Source organism: Singulisphaera chitinilytica (assembly GCF_049331405.1).
GTDB lineage: Bacteria > Planctomycetota > Planctomycetia > Isosphaerales > Isosphaeraceae > PoT.
Window position 1 is genome coordinate 784,108 of record NZ_CP186274.1, and the last position, 16,812, is coordinate 800,919.

General features: G+C 66.4%; 12 protein-coding genes. 3 read left to right on the top strand and 9 right to left on the bottom strand.

Features of this window, described 5'->3' with window-relative positions; translation table 11 throughout:
* Positions 1-25: 25 nt before the first annotated feature.
* From ACOYYX_RS02880 to ACOYYX_RS02920, 9 genes are all read right to left on the bottom strand, one after another.
* Positions 26-2,983, bottom strand: coding sequence for a tetratricopeptide repeat protein (locus tag ACOYYX_RS02880; protein WP_422928430.1), 2,958 nt, complete (start codon positions 2,981-2,983; stop codon positions 26-28).
* 280 nt (positions 2,984-3,263) lie between these two features.
* Positions 3,264-3,689, bottom strand: coding sequence for a DoxX family protein (locus tag ACOYYX_RS02885; RefSeq protein WP_422928431.1), 426 nt, complete (start codon positions 3,687-3,689; stop codon positions 3,264-3,266).
* A 22-nt stretch (positions 3,690-3,711) separates the two neighbouring features.
* Positions 3,712-4,929 (bottom strand): hypothetical protein, encoded by a 1,218-nt coding sequence (locus tag ACOYYX_RS02890; protein ID WP_422928432.1) that lies wholly within the window; start codon positions 4,927-4,929, stop codon positions 3,712-3,714.
* A gap of 406 nt (positions 4,930-5,335) precedes the next feature.
* Positions 5,336-9,139, bottom strand: a complete 3,804-nt coding sequence (locus ACOYYX_RS02895; protein ID WP_422928433.1) for a WD40 repeat domain-containing serine/threonine protein kinase — start codon at positions 9,137-9,139, stop codon at positions 5,336-5,338.
* Entirely contained in the window at positions 9,123-9,788 is a 666-nt protein-coding gene (locus ACOYYX_RS02900) for a sigma-70 family RNA polymerase sigma factor (RefSeq protein ID WP_422928434.1), read from the bottom strand. Before ACOYYX_RS02900 ends, ACOYYX_RS02895 begins: the two co-directional genes overlap by 17 nt.
* 291 nt (positions 9,789-10,079) lie before the next feature.
* On the bottom strand, positions 10,080-10,658 hold the full coding sequence (locus ACOYYX_RS02905; RefSeq protein ID WP_422928435.1) for a PEP-CTERM sorting domain-containing protein: 579 nt from the start codon (positions 10,656-10,658) through the stop codon (positions 10,080-10,082).
* A 316-nt stretch (positions 10,659-10,974) separates the two neighbouring features.
* Entirely contained in the window at positions 10,975-11,559 is a 585-nt protein-coding gene (locus ACOYYX_RS02910) for a PEP-CTERM sorting domain-containing protein (protein WP_422928436.1), read from the bottom strand.
* Positions 11,560-11,628: 69 nt separating this feature from the next.
* Entirely contained in the window at positions 11,629-12,348 is a 720-nt protein-coding gene (locus ACOYYX_RS02915; RefSeq protein ID WP_422928437.1) for a hypothetical protein, read from the bottom strand.
* Positions 12,349-12,459: 111 nt separating this feature from the next.
* Positions 12,460-13,107, bottom strand: a complete 648-nt coding sequence (locus ACOYYX_RS02920) for a PEP-CTERM sorting domain-containing protein (RefSeq protein WP_422928438.1) — start codon at positions 13,105-13,107, stop codon at positions 12,460-12,462.
* Positions 13,108-14,103: 996 nt separating this feature from the next.
* On the opposite strand from ACOYYX_RS02920, the gene ACOYYX_RS02925 reads away from it, so the two are divergent.
* From ACOYYX_RS02925 to eno, 3 genes are all read left to right on the top strand, one after another.
* A complete protein-coding gene (locus tag ACOYYX_RS02925) occupies positions 14,104-14,235 on the top strand; it encodes a hypothetical protein (RefSeq protein WP_422928439.1) in 132 nt (43 codons plus the stop codon).
* A 1-nt stretch (position 14,236) separates the two neighbouring features.
* Positions 14,237-15,268 (top strand): phosphotransferase family protein, encoded by a 1,032-nt coding sequence (locus ACOYYX_RS02930; RefSeq protein WP_422928440.1) that lies wholly within the window; start codon positions 14,237-14,239, stop codon positions 15,266-15,268.
* 127 nt (positions 15,269-15,395) lie between these two features.
* Positions 15,396-16,715 (top strand): phosphopyruvate hydratase, encoded by a 1,320-nt coding sequence (eno, locus tag ACOYYX_RS02935; protein WP_422928441.1) that lies wholly within the window; start codon positions 15,396-15,398, stop codon positions 16,713-16,715.
* The last annotated feature ends 97 nt before the right edge of the window (positions 16,716-16,812 follow it).

Genomic DNA, 16,812 nt, shown 5'->3' on the forward strand with positions numbered 1-16,812 from the left:
GTGCGGGTTGCGCGGGCTGGTGCGGTCAGCGAGTCTCGGTGCCCGAGGAGGCCTGTGCGTGCTGTTTCGCGGCCTCCAGCAGGCCTTTCGCGTCCGCGGCCTTCGGGTCATCGGGGAACTTGGCGCGCAACCCTTCATAAGTTTCGGCGGCGAGGTCCCAGCGGTCGAGTCGTTCATAGACTTTTCCCGCTTCGAGGAGTGCGGCGGCCTGGAGGGAGGGGGCGTCGTACAGGGTATCGACCATGAAGAACTCGCGGCGGGCTTCCTCGTAGTTCTTCTGATGGAAGTACGTTTCCCCTCGCATGAACTGGGCCCTGGCGGCCAGCTCGCCCCCCTTGCGGGCCTCGATGACCGCCTTGTAGGCCTCTCTCGCGTCGTCGAACCGGCCGAGGCTCTGCAAGGCCTGGCCCCGGGCGTAGTCGACCTCCGCCATCAAGGGGTCCTTGGAAACTTGCGCCTTGAACTCGTCGGCCGCCGCGAGCAAGGGTTCCCAACGCTTCAGGGTGAGGAGGCACTGGATCCGTGCTCGTCGCAAGGCCGCGCCGAAGCGTTCGGGGTCGGTCTCGGCGGCGGGCTCGGCGATCAGGGCCGCGAAACCGGCCTCGGCCGCCTCGGCCTCCCCGTTCTTGAGGGCCACATCCGCACGTAGGAACTTCGCCTCGCGGCGGTACGGGTTCTCCTTGAAGTCCTTGTCGAGCCGGTCGAGCGTCTTGGCGGCGGCCGGCCACTCCTTGCGCTTGTCCTGGGCCTGGGCCATCAGGAGCAGGGCGGAGGGCCCCACACGCTCGGGGAGCGTCGCCCCTTCGGCGACGAGCGGGTTGAGCAGGTTCAGGACCTCGTCGTACTTCTTCTCGCGGTAGGCGGTGTCGGCGAGATTCACCCGGGCGTCGGCCGCGTGGGGGCTGTCGGGGAACTCCTTCAGCAAGCGGGCGAAGGTGGCGTCGGCCTCGGCCGTCTTGCCGGCGTCGACCAGGGCCCAGCCCCACTCGCTCAGGAGCGCGTCGATCTCCGTCCCTTTGGGGATCGTGGTGGGGTCGACATGGTCCCGGAAGAACTTGTCGTAGATCTCGGCCCCCTCGGCGGGCTTCTTGGCCTCGACCAGCAGGCGGGCCCTGGCCAGCGTCGCGAGCGTGGCCTGCTCGCTCTGGGGGTAGTTCTCGGCGACCTTGGCGTAGGACTCGAGGGCCTGGTCCACCTGCTTGGCGGCGTCCTGGGCGCGGGCGACGCCCAGCGCGGCCTCGGGGGCGAGGGTGTCCTCGGGCGCGGCGGCCAGCACGGCGGCGAAGGCCGCGGCGGCCTGCTCGGGCTTCTCCTTATCGAGGAGGTTCCAGGCCAGTCGGAGCCGCGTCTGGTTCAGGTCCTTGTGCTTGGGGAACTTCTCGGCGAGCTCGCCGAACGACTTCGAGGCCTCGTCGACCTGGCCAAGTTCGAGCCGTGCCCAGACGATCCGGGTCAGGGCGTCGGCCGCGACGTCACCGGCGGGCTTGCTCGCGAGGTAGGCCTCGAGCGCGGGGATCGCCTCGGCGTAGCGCTTGGCCTCGAAGTGTCCCTGGCCGAGTAGATACTGGGCGTTCGTGCCCGCGGGGGCGGTCGGGGACTTGGCGAGCGTGGCGAGGATCTCGTCGGCCTTCTCGGACTGGCCGTCGTTGCGATAGGCGAGCCCCAGATAGTAACGCTCGGCCTGCACATTCTCGGGGCTCGGCTGGTCCTCGGCGAGCGACTTTTCGAGGGTCGCGACGGCGTCCTTGTAGCGCTCCTCGGCCATCGCCACGCGGGCCTCGATCAGGTGGGCGTCGGACTTGAGCGGGCTGTCCGGATACCGGGAGTTGAACGAGGCGATGAGGGCCTTGGCCCCCTTGAAGTCGCGGCCGTCCATCGTGATACGCGCGGCGCGGATCAGGGCGTCGTCGGCGAGCGGGTCCTTGCCGTCGGCCTTGACGATCTGGAGGAAGCGGGTGCGGGCATCCTCGGTCTTGCCGAGCTTCAACGACGCCTCGGCGCCGCGGAAGGCGATCGCCGAGTTCATGGTCGACTTGGCGAATTTGACCTTCGCGCCATCGAGCGTCTCCAAAGCCTCGGCGGCCTGCCCGCGTTCGAGCTGGGACGAGCCGAGGGCGAAGGCGGCCTGCGCCCCGACGTTCCGCGAGGCGTCGGTGCCGAGCGTCTTCAGCAGGGTCTCGGCCTCGTCGCGGCGGTCGAGCTTGATGAGGGCCTCCGCGCGGTTGAGCTTGGCCTCGGCGATGAGGGGGCTCTTGGGGGCGACCTGCTCGAGCGTCTCGTAGGCGGTGACGGCCTCGGCGTTGCGGCCGGTGTTCATCTCCACCTGCCCGAGCTGGAGCCAGGCGCGTTCGGCCCATTCCCCCCCGCGCTTGGCGAGCTCGGTGAGGACCTTCCTCGCCTCATCGGGCTCGTTCAGGGCGGTGAGGGCCTTCCCCAGGCCGAACCGGGCGCGGTCGGCGAGCCGGCCATCGGGGTTCTTGGAGAGCGACTCCTCGTAGGCCTGCCGGGCGCGAGGATAGTCGCGCATCCGGAGGCAGACCTCGCCGAGATAGGGCCAGGCCGTCTCGAGGTTCTTGTGCGTCTTCGCCTTCGCGACGAACGACTCGAAGGCCCTGCGGGCATAGGGCAGGTCGCCGAGCATGTACGACGTCTCGCCGATCCGGTACTGAGCCGTCAGGGTGTTCGGATGCTCGGGAGCCGCCTTGATGAAGGCTTCGAACGCGCGCCGGGAGAGGTCGTACTGGCCGCGGAAGAGTCGGGCGTTGGCCAGGCCGAACCAGGCGTCGGCGATGTCGGGGGCCGACTTGGCTTCCTTCAGGAAGCGCTCGTATTCCTGGGCGGCGAGCTCGTACCGCTTGTCGCGGAAGAGGCCGTTGGCGAAGTTGAGCGCGTCGGGGATCTTCCTGGCTTCGGGCGCGGGCTCCTGGCCCTTCGCGGTCGCCCCGAGGATCAGCGCAAGCGTCAGGGCTAGGGTCGACCGCACGCGGCCACTCCGGGCCGGAGGCGAGGTAAGGGGCACGGGTCCGTCTCCCTGGACGTCGTCAGCCGCAACGTCCCCTTGAAGGTCGAGTTGCGCCGAGGCATGTGACACTCCGTGCCGCCCGGCCAGGCACGCGCTTTGTTATACCCGCTCGGACCGCGTCGGCTCAAGGCCGAGCCAGGGTAGCCGCAACAAGTCTCATCGGTCAGGCGGGATGGATCATTGAGCCAATCCAGGCGATCTTGCGAAAGCAGGGGAGTCGGCTCAATGAGTTGAGGGAACTTCAGGCGATCTCATCAACATTCGTGATCTTGGATGGTTTCTCGGCGGGGGTTTTGCGCTTGCCGAGCTCACACGTCCAGTAGACCCACGCGATGAAGATGAATTGGAAGGGGAGTCGTACCCAGAGAATCCAGGGAGCGACGGGCTTGCCTCCCAACTCCATGCCGTGGATAGCGGCCTGGATGTTGGCGGGGAAGACCGCGATCAAGAGGGCGATCAGTCCCCAACCGGCGATGCGTCGGGTTTGCGCCAGGATGACCCCGAGCCCACCAATGATCTCAGCCCAGCCGCTGATCGCCACCAGGGCGTACGGCCAGGGGAGTATGCGAGGCATGATGGCGACGAACGGCTCGGGCGAGCGGAGGTGGTTGAACCCCGCGTAGATGAAGAAAACGGAGAGCAAGTAACGGAAGACCGTCCGCAGCATGGTGTTCGCTCGAGAGTGAAGGTCAGGCCGTCTGACGTCGGGAAGGATCGTGGGGCCGACGTGTTTCGATCCGGCCGTTGCTCGGATCCGGGTCGGCGCAGGCGATCCGCCATCGCTCGGCGGCGGAGACGAAGGCCTCGGCGGCTTCCGCCGTCTCGAAGGCCGATCGCGGCACGATGAGGGGGATGCGCCTCGAGGGGATCTTCACGACCACCGAGCGATCGTCGAGGTACGTGCTCTCGATCTCGTCCCAGGTCAGCCACCATTCGCCGCCCCGTCGGCAGCGCACTGAGACGCCGCTCGGCGACAAGGTGATGGTGTGGCCTTCGAAGAACCCGGCCCGCCGCCAGACGCGCTCTCCCCACCAGTGGATCAGCCAGAGGAGGATCCCATACTGGCCTGCGAGCGAGAGCCCGAACAGCATGAACTCTTTCCAGCCGCCGGGGCCCGCAGGCGGCAGGAATGTGGAGACCAGCACGAGCTCGGCCAGCAAGGCCACGGCCAGGATCTCGCGGAAATGTCGGTAGCTCAGCACCGTCCACGACTGCTCGTAAAGTCGCTTGAAGTCCATCCCATCCAGTTGATAGTTAACGGAGATCGAGCTGGGGATCGTCGCGAGCCCCTCCTCGGTCTCCGAGCCACCCGACTTGCCCTTGGCGGCGGCCCGCTGGGCCTCGGCGAAGGCGGCGAACTCCTGCGCCTCGTCGCTGTGGTTGAACGCGGCGCGGGGGATGAACAGGATGCTGGAGGCCGGCCATTCCGCCGGGGGCCTGGGGCTGAGGGCGAGGGTCACGTGCTCGGCGTCGATGCTCGCGCCGGGGATCGCCGACCAGGGAAACCTGCGGACCCCGGCATGTGGCTCGTTGACCACGACCCCGTCCGAGGTGAGGCTCACCCAGCGCTCGTCGAAGAGGCCGGCGTTGCGCCAGGCGCGGAAGATGCAAGCCCGATAGGCCTGGATGAGCCCATAGACCGAGACCTCGCCTACGAGCACGAGCGGGACGATGACCCAGGCCCCATGCTTCGCCAGGCTGCTCCAGAAGGCGAGGCCAAGCATCAGGCTGAAGCCGAGTGTGAACGCGACGCCCAGCGCGATCCGCTCGGCGTTGCGAGGTTTGCGGAGGGCACACTCGGGATGCCCCAGCGTGGGGTGATCCGGCAGGCTGCGTTTCCTGGAGAGTCTCGCGAAATCGCCGGATGTGAGCTGGTAGTGGATCGAGATATTCGAATCCGCGGGCATCCCTTCCCTCCACGTCAGCAGGTGAGTTTATCTTCGACGGCCGGTCGTCACCCCATCTTCGAGGGCAAGTCCCTTCGGCCGATTCGATGCAGTTTCTTCACTCAAAGTTTCTTCACTCTACCCAAGCGGTCGACTTTGGTCCACCGAGATCAAGCCGCTCGATCGCAGGGCGCCGGGCCGAACGAGGACCGGCTTATCGATCGCCCACCGTGCGAATGGCCAGGAAGAACGTTGTTACCCGCCGTCGCATTCGTGACGCATGAACAATCCCTGGAGAGTTGCCTCTGCCGACCGGGATCGGCTGGAGCCGGGGAGCCTCGCGAGCGTTTCGGGCCGCGGTCGCGAAGTCCCGGGCGCAACGCCCCGGTTGTCGGGATTGGCACGACCCTGGCCGGCCCTGGTTTCGTCACCAGGCGAGGCCGATCCGATCGAGCCCCGCTCGGATGCGGTCGAGGTCCCAGACATCGACCGATTTGTCGGTGCCGCCCGAGGCGAGGTATCGACCGGTGGCCAGGTAACGCCCCTTCGGGTCATACGCCATCGTGTTGACGATCCCGCGATGGTTGGGAAGTCGCAGGATCGGGGCGGATGTGTCGGAGGTCGACCAGATCTCGATCGGACCCTGGCCCGTGCTGACGGCGAGTTCGTGACCGTCGGGGGAGAAGGTCATTGTCATGAGACGCCCCTCAACCTCGCTGGTGCTGGTCCGGAGCCTCGTCTGGCTCTTCCCGCTCGAGGTCCGGACCAGGGCGACGTTCCCTTTATTATCCCCGTACGCCAGGGTCGCGCCGTCGGGCGAGATGGCGAGCGAGGAGAGGTTATCGGGGAGGTCCCAATCGAGTCGCTGGGCGGTCGAGCCGTCGTACGTCACGGCGTAGGCCTCGCCGGAGTAACTCAGCAGGTAGAGCCGATCGCCCTGGGCGTTCGCCACAATCTGCCGCCAAGGGGGCAAATCGTTGCGGCCGTTGTGCTGCCGGGGTGGTTCGACCTTCTTCGTCTCGTGGTCGGCCTTCACCGGGAATGCAGGCAGCAACAGGGGCCGGACTTGCTCCGGATCGTTGGAACGCCAGACCAGGACCTGCGAGTCTCGCCCTATGTAGAGGGTCTGGCCCCCCAGCACCCGCGCCAACGGCGCGGGGAACATCAGGAATCGCCCGCCCCGCATCGGTCCGCCTCGGCCTTCGGAGTGGGGGAGCCTGGCGACGTGCTGGAGTTGTGAGGGAGGTTCGGATTTCGACTCGGCGGAGCCGATCCAGGTTTGGATCAAGGATTCGGAGTTGAACGTGACAATTCGATCCTGGTCGTCAAACACGAGCGCGTTGGGCCGTCCATTCCCCTTATTGAACTCGGCCGTACTCGGGACGACATTCACATCGGTGTTTTGCAGGGCCCCCGGGCATTGCCCGGGCTTCCACGTCCGGACAACGCCCTTCACGGAGCTCATGGCGAGGAGGCCATCGCTGCGAAAGGCCAGGCTCGACAGGGTGCCTTCAAATCCGCCGAGCTGGACCCGGGCGACGGGGTTGTCGATCGTCCAGACCGCCGTCGTCGCCGACGAACCGCGGATCGACGCGGCGAGATTCTGGCCGTCGGGAGAGAAGGCGATATCCACGACGGACTCGGGCGTGGTGAGGATGGCCACGGCATCATTGAGTGCGGCCGGATCCCAGAGCTCGACATTGTTGCCGCCGCCGCCGACGGCCAGGAGCGTCCCCCTCGGATTGAAGCGGAGGATCCGGAAGCTGCTCTGATATGGCGTGAAACCGGGGAGCGAAGTCTTGGAATCGAGCTCCCAGAGCCGGACCGCCCCGTTGCCCGCCGTCGCCAGCAGGTTCGATGGGCCGAGCGTCAGGGTCACAAGCTCGGTCTGCGTTTCGATCTTGTCCAGCGGTCGGCCATTCTCGGCAGACCACAAGAAGACGGTCGACTCGCGGGCCCCGGCCGTGGCAACGGTCCTCCCGTCGGGCGAGAGCGAGGCGATCGGATAGCCGATCCCGCTATCCGGGCCCGATTTCGGCTCCCAGTGCATGAGGGTCGCGATCGGGGCCGAGGGCTGCTCCATGTCGTACAGGCAGACCTCCACCGGCATACGCCAGGGATCGTTACGCCCATCTCGACGCCCTTGCGAGTCGCCGCGACCGGGGCCTGCCGGATCCCTGACGGCCTCGACCGTGACGAAATGCTGGCCGTCGGTCGCGCCGAGGAGGGAGCGGAGATGCCGGCCGGGCATCTTGAGGTCGCGAAGCTTCGCGCCCGTGGTGGAGTCGAAGAGCTGCACCCCCTGGCCATCGGGCGAGAGCACGGCGATGCACTGGCCGATGATCGTGAGGCCGACGAGGCTGGGACGCCACTGACGGCCACCTTGCCCGGGCGTGCCGCCGGGGATGGGGCCGGTCTCCTGGCCGAGCAGGTTAAGCTTGTGCCGCTGGATCGGCTCTCGCGTGGCGACTTCCCAGAAGGTGATCTCATCCACCTCGCTCTCATTGTTCAACTGCGGCAGAGAGGCGAGCCGGGCGCCCTCGGGTCCGAAGGTGATGGCGCGGGCGGGGCCCGTGGGAAAGTCGGGGCGGGCCTCGACGTTGCGGAGCATCAGGAACTCGACCGCCTCGTTCCGGAGCCTGGTCCGCAGGGCGGGCTCCGGCCCCATGGCGGCCGCTTCCTTGAGCAGGGCGAGGCCGGTCGCGCGGCGATTCGGCAGATTCGAGAGGCGGACGACCGAGGACTCGCGCCAGAGCTGCGAGCGGATCGCCGCGCGGGTCTGGTCGCGCTCGTGGACGACCTTGAAGAAGGCGAGTGAGGTCACGATCAGGACCATGGCCGCGGCCGTCGCCGAGACGATCGAGGTCGTCGGGTTGCGCTTCATGAACCGCCAGAGGCGCCCCATCGAGCTGATCCGCCTGGCGCGGACCGGCTCGTGGTGCTGGAACCGCTCGAGGTCCTCGGCGAAGTCCATGGCCGTCGCATAGCGATCCTCGGGCCGCTTGGCGAGCGCCTTGATGACGATGGTCTCGAGGTCGCGGGGGATCCGGTTGTCGTACTGCCGGGGCGCGACGGGGTCTTTCGAGCCGATCTGGGCCACGAGCTCGGCCGCCGTCTGCCCCTGGAAGGGAGGCCTGAGAGTGAGGAGCTCGTAGAGGGTTGCCCCCAGGCTATAGACGTCGCTGCGGCCGTCGATGGCGCCGGTCTTGGCCTGCTCGGGGCTCATGTAGCGAGGCGTGCCGAGCAGGCTGTCGTGCTGCGTCAGGCCGGGATCCGAGAGGCGCCGCGCCAGGCCGAAGTCGGCGACCCATACGATCCCGCGGGCGTCGACGAGGAGGTTCGAGGGCTTGATGTCGCGGTGGATGATCCCGCGGCGATGGGCATGGGCCAGGGCCTCGGCCGCCTCGCGTCCCACCTCGGCGACCCAGCGGTAATAGGCCGAGCCCCTCGGGGGATCGAACGGCGGGGGCTCGTCCTTCTGCTCACGCTTCCCGCCGACGCCTCCCACGCCGACGCTCGACCCGGAGAGATCGCCGTGGCTGCGGCCGACCCAGGTGGCCGTGTTGTCGTCGTCGGGCTGGTGAAGATGGATCGGGGTCAGGCCCGATCGGTTGAAGAACCGGGGGGTCCAGCCTCGACGGCCGGAGCTCATGTTGAGGGAGGTCGTCCCACCCTGGGAGTTGCCGGCGGCGACGGTCCGATCGCGGCGGAGGTGGCGGAGGACGCTGTCGAGGCCGCTCCCCTCGATGCGCTGCATGGCGTAGTAGCAGAGGCCGCCGACCTGGCCGACGTCGAAGACGGGGACGATGTGCGTGTGGTGCAGCCCCGCGGCCGTGCGTGCCTCATTGAGGAACCGCCTGCGGCCTGTGGAGTCGGGGGCGGCGTGGGTGCCGAGGACCTTGAGCGCGACGGGTCGGTCGAGGCCGACGTGGACCGCCTCGTAGACGGTCCCCATGCCCCCCCGGCCGAGCTCGCGGACGATCCGATAGCCGGCGATGCGCCGGCCCGATTCGAGACGATGCCCTGGGCCGCCGCCGTCGCCGACGAGGCCGCGCACGAGGGCGAGCCCTTCGAGGGCGGCGCGGAGGTCGTCGTTCAGGTCCGGATAGCGTGCGGCGAAGTCCTCGGGGTCGGGCGCCTCGCCCCCCTCGGCCAGTGCGAGGAAGGCCTCGATCGCCTCTCCCAGTTGCTCATCCCGGTCGACCGGGTCGGTCTCAAAGCGGCGGACCATCTTGATACCTCAGAGACCCCCCGGGGGGCCCGTCGAGCGACTTTTTCAGGCTTTTCAGGCCGCGAGCCCAGACCCCTCGGATCGACTTCCGGCTCAGGCCCATCCGGTCGCCGATCGCCTCGAATGAGAGCCCTTCGGCGTGGTAGAGCCAGAGGACCTCGGCCTCGGGTTCGGAGAGGTCGGAGAGGGCATCGGCCAGGAGGACCGTGAGCTCTCGGCGGCTCGCCGCCTCGCTCGGGCTCGTCTGGTCGAGGGCCAGCATGTCGAGGAGCCGGCCGCCTCCACGTTCGGGGTCGGCCCCCCCTTCCAGATTCCAAGGGGCGTCGAGGGGGACGTCCGGGCCCCCCGCGGAACGCTTGGCCCGGTTGTGATACCGGGCCAGGTCCGCCAGTTTCTGGCCCACCAGGCGCCGGAGCCAGCCGACGAGGGCGGCTTCGTTCTGGCCGGTGAACTGGGGGAACTGCCGGATGACCTCGACGAGCGCCTCCTGGACGACGTCCGAGAGCTCGACGCGTTCCCGCAGCTTGGGACCCAGCCCCGTCCGAACCACCATTCGCAAGTAGTTGCGGTACAGGGCGCAGAGCTCGCCTAGCGCGTCAGTTTCCCCCGCGCGGGCCTTCGCCATGAGTTCGAGCGGACCCGCGGCCATCAACCTTCGCTCCTCGTATCCATCTAGGCGTCAGATCATCCGCCTTCGGACCTTCGTACTTTCTTATGATCGGTCCGGACGGGCGATGTGGCAAGCACTCATCTTGCAAAGGTCGGAGGTTCCTCCTCCATTTGCGCGGGCGAGCCCCCATCTCGTCGTTCGCCGCGGCCAAAATGCCGTCATCCATGCTGGTTTCACGCCGGGCTCTCGACGACGAACGGAGAAAACAAAAAGCCCCACGCCGAAGCGCGGGGCCCATCCAAAACTCGATGCATCCAGAGATGCGAAAGCTCAGGCGACCTTGCGACCACGGCGCAGGCGTCGGACGGCAAGCCCGGCCAGGACGGTCCCGCAGAGGGCGAGGGTCGACGGCTCCGGGACGGCGCTGATGTACGCATAGAGCGGGGCGGGGCCGCTCGGGCTGATCGTCTGCGGCACGTTCACGTGGAAGTTGCTGAGCGGGAATGGGAGGTTGCCCCAGTCGGTGATCGAGGCGACGGTCGCCTGCAACCCCGAGGAGGAGTTCCCGCTGATCGTCCCATTCAGGAGCCCGTTGATCTGGATGCCCGAATTGCCCGAGGCCGTGGTGAAGTTCACGTAGATCGAGAACGGGGTGTTCGAGTAGGTCAGGTTGGCGGAGTCGGGCAGGTTCAGCGCCGTATTGAAGGTACCGAGGTTGATCGAGCCGGGGGCGAAGACCGTCCCGCTGTTGCCATCGAACGAGATCGGGCTCGCGTACGGGCCATAAGTGCCATCGATCTCACTATAGTAAGTCGAATAGGAGATCGGAGAGGCCTCGGCGGAGCTCATCCCCAGGCCACTTAACAGGGTCACGGCGAGAACTAAGGCGGAGAGTCGGGTGCGGTTCAAGGGTGTGATCCTCATCTTAAGCTGCTGCGAATCAAAGGTGGGATTAACTTTAGCTGGGGCGATCGGCGGCCATGGCCGGCGATCATTTCGACGACAGGCCCGCCTCGGCGCGAACCTCGAGCGATGGTTCCGCCGAACCCAGGCCGCTCCTTCCATGTCGTCGTCGGTTTAACGGGTCGACGAAGGATGGAGTGCGGAGCCCGATCGACCGATATCAAGCGTCAGACTCGCGTGGCGCAGACAGGAGCCCCGCACCAAAGCAAAGTGCGGGGCCTGTCCAACGAACGAATCTCGCCGATGGCTGCGATCAATCCGCTCAGGCGACGACCATCCGGCGACGCATGCGACGGACGGCGAGGCCGGCCAGGACGCTCCCGCACAGGGCGAGGGTGGTCGGCTCGGGGACGTTGTAGCTGACGTAGGCGTAGAGCGGCGAGGCTCCGCCGGGGCTGATGGTCTGCGGGGCGAGCACCTGGAAGGTATCCAGGGGGAACGGCAGGGGGTTGCCACCGATGTTCGTCACCGACGCGACCGAGGCTTGCAGGGTCGAGGAGGTGGTCCCGGTGATCGTCCCGTTGAGCAGGCCGTTGACCTGCAGGATCGACGTGCCCGAGCTGGTGTTGAAGTAGACGTCGATCGTGAACGGGGTGTTGGCGTAGGTGAGGCTGGCGGACTCGGGCAGGCTCAACGAGGTGTTGAAGGTGCCGAGATTGATCGAGCCGGGCGTGTAGAGCGTCCCGGAGGAAGTTCCGAGGGAGATCGGGCTGGCGCCGGGGCCGAAGTTGCCGTCGATCCAGGCCGAGGTGGAGTAGGTGATCGGGGAAGCCTCGGCCGCGTTCATTCCCAGGCCGCCGAAGACCGTCAGTGCCAAAACCAGGGTGGAGAATCCGATCCGTCTCAAGGCTGTGCTCCTCAGTCTCAGGAATACAAAGGGGGATCAGCAACAGGTGATGCGACCGGTTGCGCTGGGTCAGCGATCGGTCAACGACAGGCCTGCAACCGGCGTGGCGCTCGTGCGACGAGGCCGCCGAATCCAGGCCACTCCGGCCACCGCCAGGGCGGAGATGGCGAGAGGGGATGGCTCCGGTACGGTCGTGACCTGGGCCATGAGCGGCGTCTCGCCGCCTCCCGGCGTCAGGCTGAGCACGACCGGCAACGCGACGCGGAACGCCGCGATCGGGAACGGGAGATCCAGGATCGGTACGGCCAGATTCTCGGGGATCTGGAGCGGTTGGTCGGGGGTCACGGAGATCACCGAGGCAACCACGTTCGACTCGCCCGAGGCGGAGACCGTTCCGTTCAGGACGCCATCGATCCAGAGTGCGCTGTAGGGCGACACCGAGGGGGACGACGCCACATTCCCGCCGAGATTCGTCTGCAGCTCGATGGTGAATTCCGCGTTGTTGTACGTTGTGCTGCCCGAGGTCGGCTGGGTAACCACGAAGTTCCCGAGGCTGAAGGCTCCCGGAGCCTGGAACGACCCGTTCGTGACACCTTGGAAGCTGATCACGTTCGTGCCGATATAGCCGGGGACTGCACCGTCACCCTGGGACCACGGCCAGACCTGGCCCGTGGTGTTATACGTAATCGTTCCCGCGTCGGCGACGCGAGAGACCGAGCCGAGAAGCGAGAACATCGCGGCGAAGGTCAGGATCGTGGACAACGTGGCCGTCTTGGGAGGGTGCTGCATGGGGAGCTCGGCGAAAATCGGGGGGAACCACCACTCCTAGGGGAAAAGCCCCTCGGTACCGAGGGGCTACCAACGCCATCCTATGACTACGGGGATGCCGGGCTCTTACGCTCAGGCAGCCTTGCGATTCTTGAAGTGGCGACGGACGCCGAGGCCCGCGAGGGTCGTCAGGAACATGGCGACCGAGGTCGGCTCGGGGATCGGGGGAACCGGGTTGACCGGGGTCGTGTCCAGGTTCGCCTGGGCCGAGGTCTGACCGCCGAGTGTCGAGTTCGGGACGAGCGAGAGCGGGTTGTTGGGGACGCTCAGGGTGTTCGTGAAGTCGCCCGTCAGGAACGTGGGGTTGCTGATCGGGTCGAAGGTCGCCACAACGCTCGACTGGTTCCCGCCGGTCACGGTGCCGTTCAGGACGCCGCTGACCTTGATCGGGGTCTCGTTCGGGTCCGGCGTCTTGCCGTCGACCGACGAAACCAGGAAGGTGATGTGGAAGGGCGTGTTGGTGTACGTCGTGGATTGAGAGCCGGGCAGCGCCGCGACCTGGAACTCACCCAGGCTGAAGCCCGAGGGCGAGTTGAACGAGTTGCCGGTGATCGGGATGAAGCTGATCACGCCCGACCCGGAGACCCCCGTGGAGTCGATCGAGCCCGAAGTGTCATAGCTGATGATCGCATCCGCACGACCGCTCGCGGCGGTCAGGGCGACCATGCCAATAGCCAAGGCGAACATCCGAACCCCGGCAAAACGACGTGACTTGCGCATCTCATCCTCCTGAATAGATTGTCGCGCCTTATCGAGCGATTCTGCTGATCTCTTGATCTGGTTCGTCATCGCTCGATCGCCTGTCCCAGCCCCTGGGACTCGGCCTCTCCCCGAGGTTTCCTCGAGAGCCAAACCTGTCTCGACCGACACATCGGTGAGGTTGAGCGAACTCGGTACCTCATCGACCCCATTCGGTCAACGCCGATTGGGCGAATCAACGGTGCCGGTCCTGACATAGACCGAACCCGCGGAACGACGGCGACATGTGGGGGTTGGGGGAGATGCGCTTAAGATGTGTGTTCATACCCGGCCTCCTTGCCTGGTCATGCCGACGCAGCCTTGAGTTTCGCTGCACGAAACCTCGGTGAAACGAACAGGCCGGAAAGTACTCCAATTCCGCGGGGGTGTAAACCGGAATTTTAGAAATTACACAGGATTTCTCGCGCCCCACGGCCGATAGCTATTAAGAGGTTCCGGGCCGACCACCATCCCCCACGGCCGCTTTCTCATCCCAACCCGAAGGCCGCAAACAATCTGCGATCCGCGCCTGATCCATCGCGCTTCGCCCGCGTCTGGCCTGCCCACAATTTCCTCGCCCCGGAAGAATCGAAAACTCACCGTCGACCACGACAGCCCACCTTAGTCCTCGCCGAAAACCCCGGACCGGAAACGTCCGCCTGCCTCGCCGTGGCGATCAGATTTTCCCTTGAGGGCTTGTTCAAGACGCGAATATTGAAGGGCGTGAGTTGCGGATTCTGGCGGGGATTGTCCCGGCTCTCCGCTCGTTTCTTGGAGGAGAGGGAGAAATCAGGAGTTTGAAAATATGTTAAGAGAATTGGATTGAATATTTTATTTATTGCTAAATACTAACATAAATAGAGAATGTTGTTATTGTGATTGGTGAAGATGCGGGCCGACGACGTGGAGGAGGCCGCCTTCACCCCGCGCCACTCCTCGATTGCTGAAATCAGGAGGGTATATTGTGTTAGGAACTTCATGGCTAAGATCATGCATCCGACGAATTGCCGACGGCCCCTCGGGCTCCCCGGTCGCGAGTTCGAGATCACGCGACCCTCGTCGATCGAGGGGCGGGCGTCGTCGATCCGTCGGTTCGTGACGAGGGTCTGAAATGCGCGAGGTGACTCCCGAAACGGCGGTGGACTATCTCCGGGGCCAGGGCCGCCTGCCCGAGAGGAAGGCGGTCGAGGCCCGCGCCCTGGGCTGGGGCGTCTCCAACGTCGTCATGCGCCTCGACATCGAGGGGGAGCCCTCCATCGTGCTGAAGCAGGCCCGGGAGCGGCTCCGGACCAAGGCCCTATGGATCAGCCGGCTGGAACGCATCTGGATCGAACGCGCGGCGCTCGAGTCCCTGACGCCCCGTCTCCCGGAGGGGACGGTCCCTCGCGTGCTCTTCGCGGTCGACGAGGACTACCTCTTCGCCATGACCTGCGCCCCGGACGACTCCAAAGTCTGGAAGGAGCAACTTCTCGCGGGGGAGGTCGATGCCGCGGTGGCGGGCAAGGCCGGGGAGCTGCTGGGCAAGATCCACGCCGGCAGCGCCGGCGACCCCGCCTTCGAGCCCGGCGGGCGTTTCGCCGACCTGACCGTCTTCGATGAGCTGCGCATCGAGCCGTTCTACAGGACGATCGCCCGCGTTCACCCCGACCTTGCGCCTCGGATCGAAGCCCTGATCGACTCGCTCCTGTGCCCGTGTCGGCGCGGTTTCGTTCACGCCGATTTCAGCCCGAAGAACATCCTGGTCCACTCGGAGGGCATGGGGATCACGCTGGTCGACTTCGAGACGGTCCACGCCGGGGATCCGGCCTACGACCTCGGCTTCTTCCTCAGCCATCTGTTGCTCAAAGCCGTGCGGGCCTACCCCCGGGAATCGACGCTCCTCGCCTCGACCTGGGCCTTCTGGGAAAGCTATTTCGACCACGGCGACGCCTACAGCGACCCCACGCTCGTCGCCCGCTCGAACGCCCATGCCTGTGCCTGCGCCCTGGCGCGCGTCGATGGCACGAGCCCCGTCGATTACCTCGACGACTCCCGAGGTGCCGTCGTCCGTCAATTCGCCCGCGAGGGCCTCCTGGAAACGCCCCCGACCTGGGATCTCCTGATCGACGGATTGGCACGAGAAATGCGGAAATTGCCTTCGTGAAATCGTCAAGTTTATGAACGAGCCTTGGGGACGTGTGGATAAGCTCAAGGGTGGGGATCGACGACCCCTGATGATTCGAGACGTGATCAATCCGTCTCACCTAGGTTCAATGAGGAGGGGTTGCTCCGTGTTGGCGATCATGAAGCTCAAGGCTCGCGAGGTCCTGGATTCGCGGGGGCGGCCGACGGTCGAGGTCGAGGTCTTCTCCTCGAGCGGGGAGATCGGTCGCGCGATCGTACCGTCGGGAGCCAGCACGGGGCGGCATGAGGCGCTCGAACTTCGCGACCCGGATAGCTCCTGGTACGGCGGGCTCGGCGTCAGGCGGGCCGTCGCCAACGTGATGGATGAGATCGCCCCGGCCGTCGTGGGGCTGGACCTGGAGGACCAGACGGCCCTCGACGCGAAATTGATCGCCCTCGACGGCACCCCCAACAAGGGGCGGCTCGGGGCCAACGCCATCCTCGGCGTCTCGCTGGCCGCGGCCCACGCGGCGGCCAATGCCCGGGGCGAAGAACTCTATGTTCACTTGAACCGACTTTGGCGGCAGCGGCTCGATCCCGGCGAGTCGGCCGAGATCATGTTGCCCCTCCCGATGGTCAACATGATTTCGGGGGGCCTTCATGCGGGGGCCAACCTCGACTTCCAGGACTTCCTCATCATGCCCGTCGGCGCCCCTTCGTACTCGAAGGCGCTCGAGATGACGACGGCCATCTATCGGGCCGTGGGCGCGGTGCTGCGGGAGAAGGACGCCGAGGCCTCGCTCGTCGGCGACGAGGGGGGGTACGGACCCAAGCTCTCAACGAATGCCCAGGCGGTCGACATCATCCTCGAGGCGATCCTCGCCTGCGGCCTCGAGCCCGGCATCGACGTGGCCATCGCCCTCGACGTCGCCGCCAGCCATCTCTACAACCCGGAAACCCAGACCTACGCCCTGACCGCCGTCGGCAACGACACGCTCGACTCGGCCGGCATGGTGTCGATGCTCGAGCACTGGTCGAAGAACTACCCGATCGTCTCGATCGAAGACGGCCTCGCCGAGGACGACTGGAAGGGGTGGGAGGCCCTCACGGCCTCGCTCGGCTCGAAGGTCCAGCTCATCGGCGATGACCTCTTCGCCACCCAGACCGCTCGCTTGCAACAGGGGATCTCGGGGGGCGTCGGCAACGCGATCCTGATCAAGGTCAACCAGGTCGGAACCCTGAGCGAGACCCTCGACGCGATCCTCCTCGCCCGCCGCAACGGCTACCGGACGATCGTCTCGGCCCGCTCGGGCGAGACCGAGGATTCGACGATCGCCGACCTGGCGGTCGCCACCGGCGCGGGGCAGATCAAGATCGGCTCCGTCGCCCGCTCCGAACGGCTCGCGAAGTACAACCGCCTCCTGAGGATCGAGGACGCCCTCGGCCCGAACGCCAAGTTCGCCGGCCGCGGGGCGCTTGCCCACTGAGCGCATCCCCGCTTCGAATGAGGGATACGCCCCTTGATCCCCGGTCCCCCGGGGATCATGCTGTTCGGGGTCCTGGGATGCGTGTCGATCGCGCGTG

Bases quoted from the DNA above. Each gene is read 5' to 3' on its own strand.
- ACOYYX_RS02885 (WP_422928431.1), bottom strand. From the start codon at position 3,689: ATGCTGCGGACGGTCTTCCGTTACTTGCTCTCCGTTTTCTTCATCTAC.
- ACOYYX_RS02890 (WP_422928432.1), bottom strand. From the start codon at position 4,929: ATGCCCGCGGATTCGAATATCTCGATCCACTACCAGCTCACATCCGGC.
- ACOYYX_RS02930 (WP_422928440.1), top strand. From the start codon at position 14,237: ATGCGCGAGGTGACTCCCGAAACGGCGGTGGACTATCTCCGGGGCCAG.
- ACOYYX_RS02920 (WP_422928438.1), bottom strand. From the start codon at position 13,107: ATGCGCAAGTCACGTCGTTTTGCCGGGGTTCGGATGTTCGCCTTGGCT.
- ACOYYX_RS02925 (WP_422928439.1), top strand. From the start codon at position 14,104: ATGGCTAAGATCATGCATCCGACGAATTGCCGACGGCCCCTCGGGCTC.
- ACOYYX_RS02895 (WP_422928433.1), bottom strand. From the start codon at position 9,139: ATGGTCCGCCGCTTTGAGACCGACCCGGTCGACCGGGATGAGCAACTG.
- ACOYYX_RS02900 (WP_422928434.1), bottom strand. From the start codon at position 9,788: ATGGCCGCGGGTCCGCTCGAACTCATGGCGAAGGCCCGCGCGGGGGAA.
- ACOYYX_RS02915 (WP_422928437.1), bottom strand. From the start codon at position 12,348: ATGCAGCACCCTCCCAAGACGGCCACGTTGTCCACGATCCTGACCTTC.